Annotated in this window: 16 protein-coding genes; 5 read left to right on the top strand and 11 right to left on the bottom strand. The window is 68.8% G+C overall.

All coding sequences use genetic code 11. The annotated features are described in order from the left end of the window. Positions 1-8 precede the first annotated feature (8 nt). Positions 9-527, bottom strand: a complete 519-nt coding sequence (locus tag AC1DIQ_RS14060) for an acyl-CoA thioesterase (protein WP_121042740.1) — start codon at positions 525-527, stop codon at positions 9-11. 190 nt (positions 528-717) lie between these two features. Continuing rightward, positions 718-1,929, bottom strand: coding sequence for a methionine adenosyltransferase (gene metK, locus AC1DIQ_RS14055; protein ID WP_019182462.1), 1,212 nt, complete (start codon positions 1,927-1,929; stop codon positions 718-720). Positions 1,930-2,257: 328 nt separating this feature from the next. Between metK and AC1DIQ_RS14050 the strand changes: the two genes are divergently transcribed. From AC1DIQ_RS14050 to AC1DIQ_RS14040, 3 genes are read left to right on the top strand one after another with little or no spacing between them, the layout of a single operon-like run. After that, positions 2,258-3,100, top strand: a complete 843-nt coding sequence (locus tag AC1DIQ_RS14050) for a UDP-2,3-diacylglucosamine diphosphatase (protein WP_121042742.1) — start codon at positions 2,258-2,260, stop codon at positions 3,098-3,100. Between the two features lie 48 nt (positions 3,101-3,148). Beyond that, positions 3,149-4,225, top strand: coding sequence for a metal-dependent hydrolase (locus AC1DIQ_RS14045; protein WP_478050257.1), 1,077 nt, complete (start codon positions 3,149-3,151; stop codon positions 4,223-4,225). Next, on the top strand, positions 4,222-4,662 hold the full coding sequence (locus tag AC1DIQ_RS14040; RefSeq protein ID WP_478050256.1) for a hypothetical protein: 441 nt from the start codon (positions 4,222-4,224) through the stop codon (positions 4,660-4,662). Before AC1DIQ_RS14045 ends, AC1DIQ_RS14040 begins: the two co-directional genes overlap by 4 nt. Positions 4,663-4,675: 13 nt before the next feature. Here AC1DIQ_RS14040 and AC1DIQ_RS14035 read toward each other — a convergent pair whose 3' ends face one another. The 7 genes from AC1DIQ_RS14035 to AC1DIQ_RS14005 all read right to left on the bottom strand — a co-directional run bounded on the left by AC1DIQ_RS14035 (position 4,676) and on the right by AC1DIQ_RS14005 (position 10,904). Continuing rightward, on the bottom strand, positions 4,676-5,503 hold the full coding sequence (locus AC1DIQ_RS14035; protein WP_121042748.1) for a methyltransferase domain-containing protein: 828 nt from the start codon (positions 5,501-5,503) through the stop codon (positions 4,676-4,678). A 9-nt stretch (positions 5,504-5,512) separates the two neighbouring features. Continuing rightward, on the bottom strand, positions 5,513-6,505 hold the full coding sequence (gene dusB, locus AC1DIQ_RS14030; protein ID WP_121042867.1) for a tRNA dihydrouridine synthase DusB: 993 nt from the start codon (positions 6,503-6,505) through the stop codon (positions 5,513-5,515). Positions 6,506-6,710: 205 nt separating this feature from the next. Continuing rightward, positions 6,711-7,130 (bottom strand): hypothetical protein, encoded by a 420-nt coding sequence (locus AC1DIQ_RS14025; protein WP_461770629.1) that lies wholly within the window; start codon positions 7,128-7,130, stop codon positions 6,711-6,713. A 191-nt stretch (positions 7,131-7,321) separates the two neighbouring features. Continuing rightward, on the bottom strand, positions 7,322-8,068 hold the full coding sequence (locus tag AC1DIQ_RS14020; protein WP_478050255.1) for a SagB/ThcOx family dehydrogenase: 747 nt from the start codon (positions 8,066-8,068) through the stop codon (positions 7,322-7,324). A gap of 14 nt (positions 8,069-8,082) precedes the next feature. Further along, complete coding sequence (locus AC1DIQ_RS14015) at positions 8,083-9,420, bottom strand: YcaO-like family protein (RefSeq protein WP_478050254.1); 1,338 nt, start codon at positions 9,418-9,420, stop codon at positions 8,083-8,085. Next, on the bottom strand, positions 9,417-9,995 hold the full coding sequence (locus AC1DIQ_RS14010) for a hypothetical protein (protein WP_478050253.1): 579 nt from the start codon (positions 9,993-9,995) through the stop codon (positions 9,417-9,419). Before AC1DIQ_RS14010 ends, AC1DIQ_RS14015 begins: the two co-directional genes overlap by 4 nt. 51 nt (positions 9,996-10,046) lie before the next feature. After that, positions 10,047-10,904: a hypothetical protein gene (locus AC1DIQ_RS14005; RefSeq protein WP_478050252.1), complete on the bottom strand. Its 858-nt coding sequence runs from the start codon at positions 10,902-10,904 to the stop codon at positions 10,047-10,049. A 76-nt stretch (positions 10,905-10,980) separates the two neighbouring features. Between AC1DIQ_RS14005 and AC1DIQ_RS14000 the strand changes: the two genes are divergently transcribed. Next, positions 10,981-11,637, top strand: coding sequence for a phosphatase PAP2 family protein (locus AC1DIQ_RS14000; RefSeq protein ID WP_147433916.1), 657 nt, complete (start codon positions 10,981-10,983; stop codon positions 11,635-11,637). Positions 11,638-11,942: 305 nt separating this feature from the next. Here the strand turns inward: AC1DIQ_RS14000 and AC1DIQ_RS13995 are convergent, their stop codons facing one another. Together AC1DIQ_RS13995 and AC1DIQ_RS13990 are read right to left on the bottom strand one after the other, a co-directional pair. Continuing rightward, positions 11,943-12,908, bottom strand: coding sequence for a ribokinase (locus tag AC1DIQ_RS13995; RefSeq protein ID WP_088433986.1), 966 nt, complete (start codon positions 12,906-12,908; stop codon positions 11,943-11,945). Positions 12,909-12,934: 26 nt separating this feature from the next. Beyond that, positions 12,935-14,233 carry a NupC/NupG family nucleoside CNT transporter gene (locus AC1DIQ_RS13990; protein WP_121042760.1) on the bottom strand — a complete coding sequence of 433 codons (1,299 nt, stop codon included), beginning with the start codon at positions 14,231-14,233 and terminating at the stop codon, positions 12,935-12,937. Between the two features lie 252 nt (positions 14,234-14,485). On the opposite strand from AC1DIQ_RS13990, the gene AC1DIQ_RS13985 reads away from it, so the two are divergent. Further along, a complete protein-coding gene (locus AC1DIQ_RS13985) occupies positions 14,486-15,454 on the top strand; it encodes a potassium channel beta subunit family protein (RefSeq protein WP_121042762.1) in 969 nt (322 codons plus the stop codon). The last annotated feature ends 165 nt before the right edge of the window (positions 15,455-15,619 follow it).

The raw sequence follows: 15,619 nt of genomic DNA, 5'->3' as shown, positions 1-15,619 counted from the left end.
CGCAGGGTTCAGACCTGCTCGACCAGATCGCCCGGTGCGGGCGGATTGGATGCCAGCAGCTCCAGGTGGCGCTGCTCCATCTCCTCGCGCAGCTGGCGGCGGATCAACGCGGCGGCATGCCGGCGGCGTTCGTCGGCAGTTTCCAGCACCAATGGCGGCACCGGGGTCGGCTTGCCGTCGTCGTCTACCGCGACCATGGTGAAGAAGCAGCTGTTGGCGTGGCGCACGCTGCGCTTGAGGATGTCCTCGGCCACCACCTTGACCCCGATTTCCATCGAGGAGGTGCCGGTGTAGTTCACCGAGGCCAGGAAGGTGACCAGCTCGCCGACCGCGATCGGCTGGCGGAACATCACCTGGTCCACCGACAGGGTGACCACGTAGCTGCCGGCATAGCGGCTGGCGCACGCGTAGGCGACCTGGTCGAGCAGGCGCAGCACCGCGCCGCCGTGCACCTTGCCGGAGAAATTGGCCATGTCCGGCGACATCAGCACCGTCATGGACAGCTGGTTGGATTTGAATTCGGGCATGGGTCGATTGTAGCGGGCGATGGCAGGCCCGGTAGTGCCGGCCGCTGGCCGGCAGGCTGAAACGACGACGGGCCGCTGTCGCGGCCCGTCGTTGCTTCTTCGATAGTTGCCGCGCTGCGCGCGGCCAGCCGGCCAGCGGCCGGCACTACCTACAAAGTGAAAGGGCCGCTTTCGCGGCCCTTTCGAGGTCTTACTTCAACTTCGCATCCGCGCGCAGGGCGGCGGCGCGATCGGTCTTCTCCCAGGAGAAGGCGGTCGCGTTGACCTGTTCGCCAGCACCGTTGGTGTAGCTGAACTCCTTGGCCTTGCGGCCGAAGTGGCCGTAGGCCGCGGTCTGCTGGTACATCGGGTGGATCAGGTCCAGCATCTGGATGATGCCGTACGGGCGCAGGTCGAAATGCTTGCGGATCAGCTTCTCGATCTTGTCATCGCTGATCTTGCCGGTGCCGAAGGTGGTGACCGAGATCGAGGTCGGCTCGGCCACGCCGATGGCGTAGGAGACCTGCACTTCGCAACGGTCGGCCAGGCCGGCGGCAACGACGTTCTTGGCGACGTAACGGGCCGCGTAAGCCGCCGAACGGTCGACCTTGGACGGATCCTTGCCCGAGAACGCGCCACCACCGTGACGGGCCCAGCCGCCGTAGGTGTCGACGATGATCTTGCGGCCGGTCAGGCCACAGTCGCCCACCGGGCCGCCGATCTCGAACTTGCCGGTCGGGTTGATGTGGAACTTGGTGCCCTTGTGCAGCCACTTGGCCGGCAGCACCGGCTTGATGATCTCTTCGCGGACGGCCTCGATGAGGTCCTTCTGCTTCACGCCCGGGGCGTGCTGGGTCGACAGCACCACCGCGTCGATGGCCGAGACGGCGCCGTTTTCATAGCGCAGGGTGACCTGGCTCTTGGCATCCGGACGCAGCCAGGACAGCGGCGAGTTCTTCTTCTTGCGGATCTTGGCCTGCTGCTCGACCAGACGGTGCGACAGGTGGATCGCGGCCGGCATGTAGCTGTCGGTCTCGTTGGTGGCATAACCGAACATCAGGCCCTGGTCGCCAGCGCCCATTTCTTCGGGCTTCTTGCGGTCCACGCCCTGGGCGATGTGCGGCGACTGCTTGCCGATCAGGTTCAACACGCCGCAGGTCGCGCCGTCGAAGCCGACGTCGGAGCTGTCGTAGCCGATGTCCAGGATCACCTTGCGGGTCAAGGCTTCCAGGTCGATCCAGGCGCTGGTGGTGATTTCACCGGCGACGATGGCCACGCCAGTCTTGACCATGGTTTCGCAGGCCACGCGCGCACGCTTGTCCTGGGTCAGGATCGCGTCCAGCACCGCATCGGAGATCTGGTCGGCAATCTTGTCCGGATGGCCTTCGGAGACCGATTCGGAGGTGAACAGGTAGCTGGACATCAGGCGTAATATCCTTTGATTCGGATGGAAAGATGGCCGCGAATGATACACGGCAAGTCGCGCACTTGCATTGTGCGTCAGCACGGGTTGCCCGTGGTTAAGCCCGCGTGCCCGTCGCAGGGCCCTGTGTGACGGGATTGGGGCCCAGCGTCGCCGCCCAGTGTTCCACGGGCGTGACAAATGGCCTGCCGCCAATGCCGATGCGCGGGCGCCCGGATGCTGGCGAGGCCGGGGGCGTGTCACCGGCCCGTCGTCAAACCGCCATCGGGCTGTCGCCGGGGCCGTGCAGGCTTCGGCGCATCCGGCCGCCGGACCTGAGGAGCACGCCATGCACGCATTCGAGCAGCGCGACGCGCGGGAGGCCGCCACGCGGCCCGTGACAACCCTGGCGCCCCATCGGCGGGCCGTCTTCCTGTCTGACGTGCACCTGGGCTCACGCCACTGCCATGCCGCCGAACTGGCCCGGTTCCTGGCCGAGCTGCGTTGCGAACGCCTGTATCTGGTGGGCGACATCATCGACCTGTGGTGGATGGCGCACCGCCGGGCCGCCTGGCGGCCGGCCCACAGCGAGGTGATCCAGGCGCTGCACGCGCTGCAGCGCACCGGCACCGAGATCATCTACATCCCGGGCAACCACGATGCCTCGCTGCGCAAGGTCTGCGGGCTGATGCTGCCGGCCATGCAGGTGCGTCGGCGGGCGATCCACGTGACCGCGGACGGGCGCCGGCTGCTGGTCGTGCACGGCGATGACTACGACGGTGTCACCCACTTCGGTGGTCTGCAGGAGAAGTTCGGGGACTGGCTGTACTACCGCATCCTCACCGGCAACCACCTGCTCAACGCCGCGCGACGACGGCTCGGCCAGCGCTACTGGTCGCTCTCCGAATTCCTCAAGAAGCGCAGCGGCGCGGCCGAGCGTTACATCGAACGTTTCGTCCAGGCCGGGCTTGCGGATGTGCGGCGGCGCGGACTGGACGGGATCGTCTGCGGGCATATCCACCGCGCCGCGCTGGTCGAACGCGACGGGCTGATCTATGCCAACGACGGCGACTGGGTGGAAAGCCTGACCGCGTTGGCCGAAGAGCCGGATGGGAGCCTGCGGCTGCTGGATCACACCGGGCAGACCCTGGCGGCGCTTCCCGGCAGCGCCGCACTGGCCAGAGCGGCCTGAGCAGAAGGGCAGAGGCGCAGGGCCAGTCCCGGCTGCTAGCATCGGCCGATGGACTCCTTTACCCAGATCGTTCTCGGCGGCGCGGTCGCCGCCGCCATCGCCCCGGCCGGCCATCGCCGCGCTGCCCTGTTGGCCGGTGCCGCACTCGGCACCCTGCCGGACCTGGATGCGCTGGTCTTGGCCTTCACGGCTGCCGATCCCGTGGCGCTGATGGTCGAACACCGCAGCTACAGTCACTCGCTGCTGGTGCTGCCGTGGGTGGCCGCGCTGATCTGGTGGCTGTTCAAACGGTTCGGTCACGGCCGCGTGGCGCAGGCGCCGGGGCGCTGGTTCTGGGCGATCCTGCTGGCGCTGATCACCCATCCGCTGCTGGATGCCTTCACCGTTTACGGCACCCAGCTGTGGTGGCCGTTCACCCCGCACCCGACGATGTGGGCCAGCGTCTTCATCATCGACCCGCTGTACACCGTGTGGCTGCTGCTCGCCTGCGCAGTGGCGTGGTTCGCGCGGGCGCGCCCGCTGGCGCAGAAGGCGCTGGTGGCCGGGCTGGTGCTCAGCAGTGGCTACCTGGGCTGGTCGTTGCTGGCCAAGCACAGCGTCGATCGCGAAGCCGACCGCGCACTGGCGGCGATGGGGCTGGGCGATGCGCCGCGCTTCTCGGTGGCGATGCCGTTCAACACGCTGCTCTGGCAGGTGGTGGCGATGACGCCCAACGGCTACGTGATCGGCGAGCGTTCGCTGATCGCCGACCACGGCCCGATGACCTTCGAGGGCCATCCCTCCCATGTGCAGGCCCTGCGCCAGGCGGCCGAGCTGCCGGCCGTGCAGCGGCTGAACTGGTTCAACCGCGGCTTCATGCGTGCCCAGGTGGTCGATGGCGAACTGCGGCTCAGCGATCTGCGCATGGGCCTGGAGCCGGAGTACACCTTCACCTTCGCGGTCGCGCGGGCCGAGGGCGAGGGCTGGGCCGCGATCACACCGCGACAGCTGCGCCCGGCGTATGAAGGGGAGCAGGGCAGGACGATGCTGAAGCGCCGGTTCGCGGCCCTGTGGCAGCGCATCTGGCATGCGCCGCCGGGCACCGATGTGATGGCACCGAAGGCAGGTTGGACGGAGGCACCGTGACCGAGCGGTTCGACATGGAAATCAATGGAACGCGCTACACCCGGCTGGCCGATGTGCCGCCGGAGTATCGCGCGCTGCTGCTGGAGCTGGCCCCGGGCCGCTCCGCCGAGCAGCCGGCGGTGCCGTTGCGCGAGATCATGCGCAAGGCCAAGGCGCAGCCGGACCGCGAACGCCAGCAGCAGGTGCTGCTGGACGAGCTGCGCAAGGTCGATCCCGAGCGCGCGCGACGCATGCAGAACAAACTCACCGAGCGCAGCCAGCGGCCGGGCACCGGCACTCTGGAAGTGGGCAACACACCCACCGCACGCCCGCGCGAAGGCGCCCGCAACACCGCCGGTGGCAGCACGGTGGCCCCGGGGGATCGGGGCGGACTGGGTATCTGGGTGTTGCTGGCGGCAGCGGTCGTGGTGACCCTGGTCGCCTGGGCAACGCGCTAGCGCCGCGCCGCGATCAATACACCGTTGCGCGGGCCTGCACGAAGGAGAAGAAGAACACCGCGTTCGGATCGTTCTGGACCAGGCTGAATTCGCGGCGCATGCCGTCCACCGTTTCCTGGTCGACCAGGCCGGCCTCCAGCAGCGGATCGGCGGCCGACAACAGCAGCTGCTCCCAGAACGCGATCATGGTCTTGCGACGGGCCGGTTCGCGGTTGTCCAGGTGGATGGTCTTGATCTCGGTGTGCACATCGCGGAAGCCACCGGCCAGCAGCAGATTGCCGAGCTTGGCGCCGACGAACGGATCGCCACCGTGGTCGTACTGGAAATCGTTGAAGGCCATCCAGTAGCGCCAGATATGCGGCGAGTACGGGTCGAGCAGGAACGAGGCGTTCATCACTTCGGTGACATACACCGGCGAACCCGGCACCAGCACGCGGCGCACTTCGTTGAGCACCCGCGCCGGTGACGGCACATGCTCCAGCACCCAGCACAGGAAGGCCGAATCGAACTCGCGCGCGCCGAACGGCAGGTTGCCGGCATCGGCCTGCAGCAGCGTGTAGCGCTCGCGGCACCACGGCGTCCTGGCCAGGTTGGTGGCGGCGGTGGCCAGCTGCGCCTCGCTCAGGTCCACGCCGGTGACGTGCAGCTCCGGGAACCGCCGCAGCAGGATGTCCGTCTGTGCGCCCACGCCGCTGCCGACTTCCAGCAGGCGCGTGGCACCGCCGTAATCGATGCCGCTGAAGATGCTCGATTCGAACAGGCGCGACTGGGTGACCAGGCGGTGCTGCTCGGTATCGGAGAAGCCGTGGAGATAGGTCGGTGCAGTGATGGGCGGGGTCATGGCGAAGGCTCAGGCAGCGGACGACAACGATTCGCCGGCGGCGAGGGCGTCGAAATATTCGGTGGTCAGGGCGACCTGGCTGGCGGCATCCTCGGCGCGGTTGACCACCGCACGGAAGGCGGCGTTTTCCGGCCGGTCCTTGGCGTACCAGCCCAGGTGCTTGCGTGCGATGCGCACGCCCTGCTGCTCGCCATAGAAATCATGCAGCGCATGCAGGTGGCCCAGCAGCAGATCGCGTACCTCGGCGACCGACGGCGGCGCCAGCAGCGCGCCGGTGGCCAGGTAATGCGCCACCTCGCGGAAGATCCACGGGCGGCCCTGCGCGGCGCGGCCGATCATCACCGCATCCACGCCGGTCTGCTTGAGCACCTGCGCGGCCTTCTGCGGCGAATCGATGTCGCCGTTGGCGATCACCGGAATGCGCAGCGCCGCCTTGATCGCGGCGATGGTCTCGTACTCGGCGGTGCCGGTGTAATGCTGGTCGCGAGTACGGCCGTGCACGGCCAGCGCAGCGATGCCGCTGTCTTCGGCGATGCGGGCGATCCGCGGGCCATTGCGGTGGTCGCAGTCCCAGCCGGTGCGGATCTTCAGGGTGACCGGCACGTCCACCGCGTTGACCACCGCGGTCAGGATGCGCGCGACCAGATCCTCATCGCGCATCAGCGCCGAACCGGCCCAGGCGTTGCACACCTTCTTGGCCGGGCAGCCCATGTTGATGTCGATGATCTGCGCGCCGTGGTCCACGTTGTAGCGCGCCGCCTCGGCCAGCTGCTGCGGCTCGGTACCGGCGATCTGCACGCTGATCGGGTCCGGTTCGCCGGCATGGTCCATGCGGTGGAGCGATTTGCGGGTGTTCCAGAAGCGCGGATCGGAGATGGTCATCTCCGAGGCAGCCAAGCCTGCACCCAGCTGTTTGCACAGCAGGCGGAAGGGCTTGTCGGTGACACCGGCCATCGGCGCCAGCACCACGTTGGGCTGGATGTTGTAGGGGCCAATCTGCATGCGCCCATTGTAGAGCGCTGCGCCGGTGCCGGCCGCCCCCACCGCGCGCCTGTTCAGGCCGATCCGGAAGGGCCTGATGCGCACCGGTCATGAGCATATGCTTGACGATTGCTTCCGTCGTCCCCAGCGGCGGCGGATGCTGGCCGGTTACCGGTAGCGCCGGCCGCTGGCCGGCCATCGCGTGCTCAGGGGCTGCCGGCGGGTACTACCGCGTCAGGGTGCCGGCGACGTACAGGGCGGCCAGCGCCAGGCAGGTCAGGGAACTGGCATACCAGAAGCGCGCACCGTTGTAGCCCGGGCGGACCCGGCCAATGATCAGCCCGGCCAGGCCCCGGCCGCCGAGGATGCCGATGATCCCCAGCAGCACCCAGCGGGTGCCGGGCAGCGGGCGGACCCAGCCGGCGGCCGACAAGGCGTACAGCGTCCAGATGCCCAGCACGAGGGTGATCGCGGCCGTGATCACGGCGGGTTCGGCACGCCCGGCCCGGGCCAGTCGCACCATGCGTTGGCCGGCGCCGAAAAATTCATACCACGGCGCGCCGAAGGCGATGCAGCCAATGTGCAGCAGCACGGCAAGCGCGGTGCCGGTGGCGGCCAGCAGCATCCAGAAGGGGGTGTCGGTCATAACGTGCGTCGTCCGTGAGCGGGGGAGCTCATGGTCGAGTGGCTGCAGCATCGGGGCAATCCAGCCAGCGGCCATTCGCTGGCAATTTCCGGTCGTGGTCGCACGCGGGAAGGCACAGCGACCAACAGTCGATACGCAGCGCAGACGGTCCGGCCACGGCCGTCAACGCTCTCCGCGATTCCGGCGATCGTTCAGGGCGCCGGACCACACGCATAGGCCAACACCGCCAGATGCCGCCGCGGGTCGAGCCCGAGCAGGGCCAGCACGGCGGCATCCTCGAACGAGCCGATCGCGCAGCCGGCGGCATTCATCGCCGCCACTTCCTGCCCCAGCGCCCCCAGCCAGACCCCGGCCTCGATCAACACGAAGCGGCCACCACGCTCGACGTACTTGGCCAGCGTGCCGGCCGGCTCGGCGATCAGGAACAGCACGACTGCAGGGCGTTCGGGCCAGTCCACGCCCAGCAGCCTGGACAGCGCCGGCCATGCGGGGCAGGGCGCTACCGGCACCAGCGCGTGCTCGAGCGGGTCGTACCAATGGATGCCCGGCGCTGCCGCGGTCGCATCGTCGTTGCCGTACAGCGCGGCATAGGCCTGGATCGGGTACTTGGCCCCACCGGATGGCAGACGCCGCGTGTCACTGTCGCCGGGCCGGGCCCGCAGCGGGGCCAGCACGCGCCCCAGTTCCTTGGCGCCCCAGCGCGCGTCACCGAAGCGGCGGCCACTGCGGCGCTGCGCGAGGGCATCGCCGGGGTGTACCGGGTCCGGCAAGGCGACGCCGGCGGCTGCATGCAACGGCCGTGGCGGCGACCAGGCGCGTGCGACATCTTCGGCGATCCGCGCGCGCATCACGTCCGCGCGCGCGGGATTGAGTTCGCCGTTGTGCCAGAACAGATGGAACAGCGGGGCATCGTCCCAGGGGGAAGGCGGTGACGGCATGCGGTCCTCGGGGGTCAGCCCAATGGATGCGGAAAGGGGTTGGGAAACGCGCCGCCGTGCGGCACGCCGGGATAACGCCAGGCCACGTCCCGGCAGCGGCCACCAAGGAACGGCGCACGCTCGTCGGCGTGCAGGCCGCTGAGCTGCGGCGACACCACCCGCATCACCCGCAGGCCGGCCGCGGCCACATCGGCGGTGGTCAACTCGCGGTAGTACAGCGCGATGCCGGCACGGCCCAGCCGGCCCCGCAGCAGATCCAGCTCGGCGATGGCGCGCGGTGCGGCGGGCCGGAGCGCTGCGCTTGGCGGGGGCAGCTGCAAGGTGCTGTCGCCCGCCTCCCCGAACAGCGGCAGCTGCGGCCATAGCTCGGGGCGCAGGGTGTAGAACGCGGCATGTTCATCGAAACTGCACAGTGCTGCGGCATCGCGCGGCAGCCGGGCGCTTTCGCGGCCACACAGATGCGCGGCAAAGGTCAGCGCCTGCTGCCATTCCAGCAGCGCTTTGTGCAGCGCCTCGCCCGGCTCGGCGCGGCAGGCGATGCCCAGCACATGGCGGGGGCGGCCTTCGAACGGGATGCCGCCCGCGACGGCGATCACCGGGTGCGGGTTCCAGTGCTGGGTCAGATCGAAGGCCTGCAGTTCGCCACCGCGCTCGTGCGCGAAGGCCTGCCATTGGGCCGGCAACGCGATCCGCCGGCCGGCCACGCCATTGAGCCATGTCACCGCCAGTGCATCGCGCTCCAGCAGCTCCTGGGCGGCCCGCAACAGCGCCAGCCAGGCGCCATCGCGGCCATCGCGCCACGCTGCCAGCCCACTGGACGTCGACGGCAGACGCGCCAGGCCGCGGCGCGGCCCCAGTCCGACCAGTTCCTGCGGCACCCAGACCCTGCGGTTGTCATCCAGCGCATGCACCGCCGCGAACAGATCGTCATCGTGTTCGGGCATCGGCCACGGGAAGCCCGGCGTGGCGCGTTGGCGCGCCGAGAACAGCGCGAACGCCGATTCGTCCAGACGTTGTGCGGGCGTCAGCGCATCGCGGCGACGCACTTCCACGCTCGCCTGCGCCGCCGCCAGCCGCTCCAGTGCCTCGGCGACCGCGCCATCGGCGGCCGCCTCGGCATCCAGGGCGACCGCGCCCGAAACCCCCTGCCAGGGATTGGCCGGGTCGGCCGGCGCGGCGGCATTGTGCACGCGCCGTCCCTGGAACAACGGCCCGGTTGCATCGCAGGGACTGGCCTCGATCGGCTGCGCCGGGCGTACCAGACCACAGCGCGCACGCGCCGCGCCATGCAGCAGGTGCGAGGACAGCGTGGGCGTTTCCGGCTGCGCCGCCTGCACGGCGGCGCGGCTCATTTCATCACGCTCAGCCAGAGCATCATCTCGAGGGCGCCGACGGCGAACAGGCCCAGCAGCAGGGCGATGCCGATCCCGATGCCGCGCCCGAGCGACCGCCCCGAGCGCTCGTAGACGAGGGCGTAAATCCCGACATACAGCCCGACGGCAACGAACAGGCCGAAGATCGGGTTGGCGGTGCTCATGAAAATGCCGCCGCCGATCGCGGCCAGCGGCAAGGCGAACAGCCCCAGCAACACCCGGCTGGTGCGGCTCAACCCGGCCACCGGCACGACAGCAACGGGTGTCTGCGGACGCTCCGGCGTCGCAGCGCTGATCGGTGCCTGCGGCAACGCAGGTGGCTGGGGGTGGAGGTCCGTACGGGTGTCGACGCTGGCGACCGTGGCGTGTGCGTCGCTGCTGACGGCGGCAGGCGTTACGGGGTCCAGCTTGCCAAGCACCACCGCCGACAGCACCGAGGTACCGAGCAGGGTGACGATGCAGGAACTGCAGGTGGTCGACGTCGAGCCGCCGCCTGCCGCGGCAAGGTCCTGGCGTGAGGCACTGGCATCGAACTGGGTCGGCAGGCGATACATGAGGTCACTCCATTGACCGGGGCGGAAACGCCCGGCGCGTGGCGCACATTATCACGGGCGCCCGGTGTCCCAAGGCAAGGACAGCGGTGGCGGCAGCGACACTTCGCCGCCCTGGCAGGCGGGGCACCACGGCAGCCGCAGCACCCGGTCGCGCTCGCCGTGCAGGCGATGCAGGTCGAGCCAGACGCTGCGTTCGAGATAGCCCAGCAGCAGCGGCGGCTGATCCAGCAACGGCGCGACCAGCGCCGCGATCCGTGCCGGCTGCGCTGCGACGGTCGGCATCGCCGGCACGGGTGCTTCGCCCCAGCGGCGCAGCACCCGGTTGCCCAGGCAATACACACAGGCGCTCTGGCCGGGCACCACATAGGGGCCCAGCGCAAGCGTGTGGTGATAGCTGAGGTCGAGCAGCAGATGCGGTTGTGCCGGCATCTGCGTGCGGTAGCGGGCCAAGGCCTGTTCCCAGCCCAGCCCGTGCCGGACCAGCACAAGGAGGTCGGCATCGGCGACCGCATCGACGCGCTGCAGATCCGCGCTGGCATGCTGGTCGAAAGCGTCGGCCAACCCGGGCAGCGGTTCGCCGAGCCAGTCGAGTGCGTAGCGCTTCACTCTGCGCGCGGCGCGCAACGGCACCAGCACACCGAGACGTATCAGCTGGCGGACCGCCGGGCCGCACTCGGCATCGTCCTGCAGGATCGCCAGGGTGTCGTTTTCCCAGTGGCCGAGGGTCCGTTCGATGACCGTCGGGGTATCGGCCTCATCGACCACATACAGTTCGTCGGCGCCACCGGACACCAGCAGCAGCTGGCGCTGCGCATGGGTCTGCGCAAACAGCGCCCACGCCGGATTGCGCGTCCAGCGTGGTTCGCCCGCGTGTGGGCGTGCGTGTTGCTGACTGCCTGCTGCTGCCACTGCGTACAGTCCGTGTATCCGCGAAAACGCAAGGATAGCGGCAAACAGGCGGGCCACGTTCTGCTACGGTGCGCGCGTGCCCACGCCGCCTGTTGCCACCGCGTCCGTCCCCCAGCCGCCCTGGCGCGAGGCGATGCTGTGGATGCTGCTGCTCGGCGCGATGTTCATCCATGGCTACAGTTGGACCAACCATTGGGCCGCCAGCCAGGCCCAGACCTGCAGCCTGCATGGTCGCTGGGACGAGGCGATCCCGTTCTGGGCGTGGACGATCTGGCCGTACCTGGCGCTGAACCTGCTGTACCCGCTGACGTTCTTCCTCTGCCCGACCCGATCCGCCCTGCGCCGCCATGCGCTGGCCATCGCGCTGGTGCAGGCTGCCTGCATGCTCGCGTTCGTGTGCTGGCCGACCGGCAATGTGCGTGTGCTGCCGCAGCCGGAGGGCGCGAGCGGCCTGCTGTTCGCACAACTGCGCGCGTTCGAAGCGCCCTTCAACATGGCGCCGTCGCTGCACGCTGCGGTACTGGTGGTGGTCTGGCAGACATGGCGGCAGTCGCTGCAGGCGAATGCGGCAGCGGTGCGCTGGCTGTGGCACGGCGCCTGTGGCCTGATCCTGGTCTCGACGCTCACTACCTGGCAGCACGATCTGCTGGATGTGCTTGCCGGGCTGCTGGTCGGCGCGCTGGCGCTGTGGATCACGCGCTGCATGCCGCCCACGTTGGGGCGTACCGGCTGACTGCAGGCGACTGCGATTCCGGGTGCGGCGGCGGCCGGTGGGTCGAGCGCTGGGGCGCGATGCCCTTGCCGGCGAATGTCCCCCGGTGCCGGCCTGCGGCCGACCCCTCCTCCTTGATTTCGCCCACAAGGACATCGCGCCCCACGTGTCCAGACCACTGGCGCTGCAGGGAGAGCGTCGGTTTCCCTTCGGCTCGCGGCAGACCCCAGCGGAGACACGCCCAGATCCACAGCGAGATGCTGGGAGAAAAACCAAAAAAAAGGCCAGCGCGAACGCTGGCCTCTTGGTATCCACACCGGTGACGCTTACTTGTTCTCGGCATCACCCGGGGTGAAGTGCGGCATCGCCGCGGCGGCGCCTTCCTTCTCGGTCGAACGACCGGCGAACTGATTGGCGAAACGCACGTGGCGGGCAAACGCCGCGTCCGGATCCTGCGCGATCGAGGCCACCAGCGCACCGTTGAACGCATCGCCCGCACCGGTCGTGTCCAGCACCTGCACCTGCTCTGCGCCGACGCGGTAGTACGGCTGGGTATCGCCACGCAGGTTCTCTTCGGCGTGCGACACGAACACACCGACCGAACCCAGCGTCACCACCACGGTGCCGTTGCCGACCAGCTTGCGGCACAGCGCATGCAGGCTGGCGCCATCCAGCGCGGCGACGTCGTTGGCATCCACGCGCTCGCCGACATGACGGCCGAGCAGGGCAGCGAACTCGGTCTCGTTCGGGGTCAGCACATCGGCCAGCTTGAGCAGGCCGATGCTGGACGGCGCATCGGCAGGCGCCACGTTGAGCACGGTGGTGGCACCGGCCTCACGCGCGATCGCCAGCGCCGCTTCGATGGTTTCCACCGGCGATTCCAGCTGCGCCAGCACCACCTTGGCGCCGGCCAGCAGCGCGCGCTGCTGTTCGACGAAGTCCAGGCTCAACGCGGCGTTGGCGCCCGGGCCGATCACGATGGTGTTGCGGCCGCGGCTGTCGACATAGATGCCGCCGGTGCCGGTCGGCTCGCTGCTGGCCTCGGCGGTCAGCGCGAAGCCGTCCTGCTCGGCCAGGCCGCGGGCCATCGCACCGCCGGCGTCATCGCCCAGCGCGCACAGGAACGTGGTCGGCGCGCCGGCACGGCGGGCGGCCACGGCCTGGTTGAAGCCCTTGCCGCCGGGACCGGTGCTGTAGCGGCCGGCGATGGTCGCACCCGGGGCCGGGAGCGACTCACAACGCCAGACATGATCCACATTGAAGGAACCGATTACGACGACACTGCTACTCATAAAGACTGTTTCTCAGGGAACGGATATCAGCTGAAATGCGTCAGCACGCCGGCGATGGTCGCCGTCATGAAGGTGGCAATGGTACCGCCGAGCACGGCACGCAGGCCGAACTTGGCCAGATCGTGGCGACGCTCCGGCGCCAGCCCACCAATACCACCGATCTGGATCGCGATGGAGCTGAAGTTGGCAAAACCGCACAGCGCGTAGGTGGCGACCAGGCGGCCCTCGGCCGACAGCACCGTGCCCGGTACCTCGCCTCGGATGATCTTGGCCAGTTCCGAATACGCCACGAACTCATTGATCACGACCTTCTGGCCGATCAGCGAGCCCACGGTGGTGGCATCGGCCCACGGGGTACCGATCACCCAGGCGATCGGGGCCAGCAGGAAGCCGAACAGGGTGGACAGGTCGGTCGGGCGGCCGATGAGCGCGGCCAGGCCGGTGATGTCACCCAGCCAGGTCAACGGGGCGTTGATCAGGGCGATCAGGGCGATGAAGGCCAGCAGCATCGCACCGATGTTCAGTGCCAGCTTGAGGCCGTCGCCGGCACCGGCGGCAGCCGCGTCGATGATGTTGCTGGAGGTCTTCTCCACTTCCATCTTGACCGTGCCGCGGGTCAGCGGGGTACCGGTCTCGGGCACCAGCAGCTTGGCCACCACCAGGGTCGCCGGGGCGGCCATGATGCTCGCGGCCAGCAGATGCTTGGCGTAGAAGGCCTGCTCGACCGGATCGCCGGCGCCAAGCATGCCCACATACGCGGCCAGCACGCCGCCGGCAATGTGCGCCATGCCGCCGATCATCATGGTGATCAGCTCGGACTGGGTCATCTTGGCGATGTAGGGGCGCACCGTCAGCGGCGCTTCGGTCTGGCCGATGAACACGCTGGCGCAGACGCTGGTGGTTTCAGCACCGGACACGCGCATGATCTTGGTGATCGCCCAGGCCATGCCGCGCACGATCATCTGCATCACGTTGAGGTGGTACATGACCCCCATCAGCGCTGAGAAGAAGATGATGGTCGGCAGCACCTGGAAGGCGAAGATGAAACCGAACTGGCTGGTGTCCATCAGGCTGCCGAAGATGAAGCCCGAGCCGGCGTTGACGAACTCCAGGATCTTGACGAAGCCCTTGCCCAGCGCGTCGAACACATCACGGCCACCCGGGACCAGCAGCACCACCGCCGCGAAGGCGATCTGCAGTGCGATACCGGTGACGACCAGGCGCCAGTCGACAGCCCGCTTGTTGTTCGAGAACAACCAGGCAATGCCGATCAGCACTGCCAACCCGAACAGGCCGAAGCCAATCCTGCCCAAACCTTCGACCATGAGACTTCCCTTGGGGCGCCGCGAAAAACGGGAAGCCTAGAGCAGCGGCAGGGGCGGGGCAAGGAAAAGCAGCGTCCGCGAGCCGATCGGTCGTGATCGGGCCTGTATCGGCAAGGCATGGCGTGCTTTCCGTGCGGCGTGTCATGGGCCGTGAGACCGCTGCCGCGGTAAGCCGCGCGGAACTGTGCCGCCCCGCTCTACACTTACCGGCATCAATCCGGCCCGGTCGCGGGCCCGCAGCAGGAGAACCACATGCTCTATCGCCGTCTTGGCTCCACCGGCCTGAAGCTCTCGGCCCTGTCCTTCGGCGCCTGGGTGACCTTCGGCGACCAGATCGGCCGCGATGAGGCCCGCAAGCTGATCGCCACCGCCTGGGATGCCGGGGTCAACTTCTTCGACAACGCCGAAGGCTATGCCCGCGGCCGCGCCGAGCAGGTGATGGGCGATGTGATCGCCGACCTGCGCCTGCCGCGCGATGGCTTCTGCGTCTCCAGCAAGGTGTTCTTCGGCGCCGTCGACGACCCGCGCCCGACCCAGCACGGATTGTCGCGCAAGCATGTCACCGACGCCTGCCACGCTGCGCTCAAGCGCCTGCGGGTGGAGTATCTGGACCTTTACTATTGCCATCGCCCGGACCCGGATACCCCGATCGCCGAAACCGTGCAGGCCATGGATACCCTGATCCGCCAGGGCAAGGTGCTGTACTGGGGCACGTCGGAGTGGTCGGCCGCGCAGATCCAGGAGGCGGTGGACATCGCCGGCGCGCGCAACCTGCATGCGCCCTCGATGGAGCAGCCGCAGTACAACCTGCTGCACCGCGAGCGGGTGGAACGCGAGTACGCGCCGCTGTATGCCGAGGCTGGCCTGGGCACCACCATCTGGTCGCCGCTGGCCTCGGGCCTGCTGACCGGCAAGTACAACGCCGGCGTGGACCCGCAGTCGCGGCTGGGCCAGGAACAGCTGGGCTGGCTGAAGGCGCAGGTGCTGGACGATGGCAGCGACCGCCTGGAGCGGGTCCGTCGCTATACCGCTCTGGCTGCGCAGCTGGGCGTCTCGCCGGCGCAGCTGGCGATCGCCTGGTGCCTGCGCAATCCCAACGTCTCCAGCGTGATCCTCGGCGCCAGCCGGGTCAGCCAGCTGGAAGAAAACCTGGGCGCACTGGCGCTGTTCGAGCAGCTTGATGAGAGCATCTGGCAGCAGGTGGAAGCGGTCTTTGCCTGATCCCGTCTGCCGGGATCCGGGGAGCCGGCCAGCGGCCGGCACTACCGATCCTGCGGCGGCGGTAGATAGAACGGGACCCCAGCAGCGCCCGGATGGCTGGCAGAACGGGACACGGCGCTTGGAACAGGCGCCGTCCATCCAGAGTAGTGCCGGCCGCTGGCCGGC

The organism is Stenotrophomonas sp. 05L413 (assembly GCF_056397945.1).
The sequence above is the reverse complement of the archived record's forward strand: the minus strand, read 5'-3'. Positions and strand labels throughout refer to the sequence as shown.

Excerpts from the sequence above, each read along its gene's own strand:
- dusB (WP_121042867.1), bottom strand. The coding sequence starts at position 6,505 with ATGCAGATTGGCCCCTACAACATCCAGCCCAACGTGGTGCTGGCGCCG.
- AC1DIQ_RS13995 (WP_088433986.1), bottom strand. The coding sequence starts at position 12,908 with ATGAGTAGCAGTGTCGTCGTAATCGGTTCCTTCAATGTGGATCATGTC.
- AC1DIQ_RS13990 (WP_121042760.1), bottom strand. The coding sequence starts at position 14,233 with ATGGTCGAAGGTTTGGGCAGGATTGGCTTCGGCCTGTTCGGGTTGGCA.
- AC1DIQ_RS14010 (WP_478050253.1), bottom strand. The coding sequence starts at position 9,995 with ATGTATCGCCTGCCGACCCAGTTCGATGCCAGTGCCTCACGCCAGGAC.
- AC1DIQ_RS14020 (WP_478050255.1), bottom strand. The coding sequence starts at position 8,068 with ATGCCGTCACCGCCTTCCCCCTGGGACGATGCCCCGCTGTTCCATCTG.
- AC1DIQ_RS14050 (WP_121042742.1), top strand. The coding sequence starts at position 2,258 with ATGCACGCATTCGAGCAGCGCGACGCGCGGGAGGCCGCCACGCGGCCC.
- AC1DIQ_RS14045 (WP_478050257.1), top strand. The coding sequence starts at position 3,149 with ATGGACTCCTTTACCCAGATCGTTCTCGGCGGCGCGGTCGCCGCCGCC.
- AC1DIQ_RS14035 (WP_121042748.1), bottom strand. The coding sequence starts at position 5,503 with ATGACCCCGCCCATCACTGCACCGACCTATCTCCACGGCTTCTCCGAT.
- AC1DIQ_RS14025 (WP_461770629.1), bottom strand. The coding sequence starts at position 7,130 with ATGACCGACACCCCCTTCTGGATGCTGCTGGCCGCCACCGGCACCGCG.
- AC1DIQ_RS13985 (WP_121042762.1), top strand. The coding sequence starts at position 14,486 with ATGCTCTATCGCCGTCTTGGCTCCACCGGCCTGAAGCTCTCGGCCCTG.
- AC1DIQ_RS14060 (WP_121042740.1), bottom strand. The coding sequence starts at position 527 with ATGCCCGAATTCAAATCCAACCAGCTGTCCATGACGGTGCTGATGTCG.
- AC1DIQ_RS14015 (WP_478050254.1), bottom strand. The coding sequence starts at position 9,420 with ATGAGCCGCGCCGCCGTGCAGGCGGCGCAGCCGGAAACGCCCACGCTG.
- metK (WP_019182462.1), bottom strand. The coding sequence starts at position 1,929 with ATGTCCAGCTACCTGTTCACCTCCGAATCGGTCTCCGAAGGCCATCCG.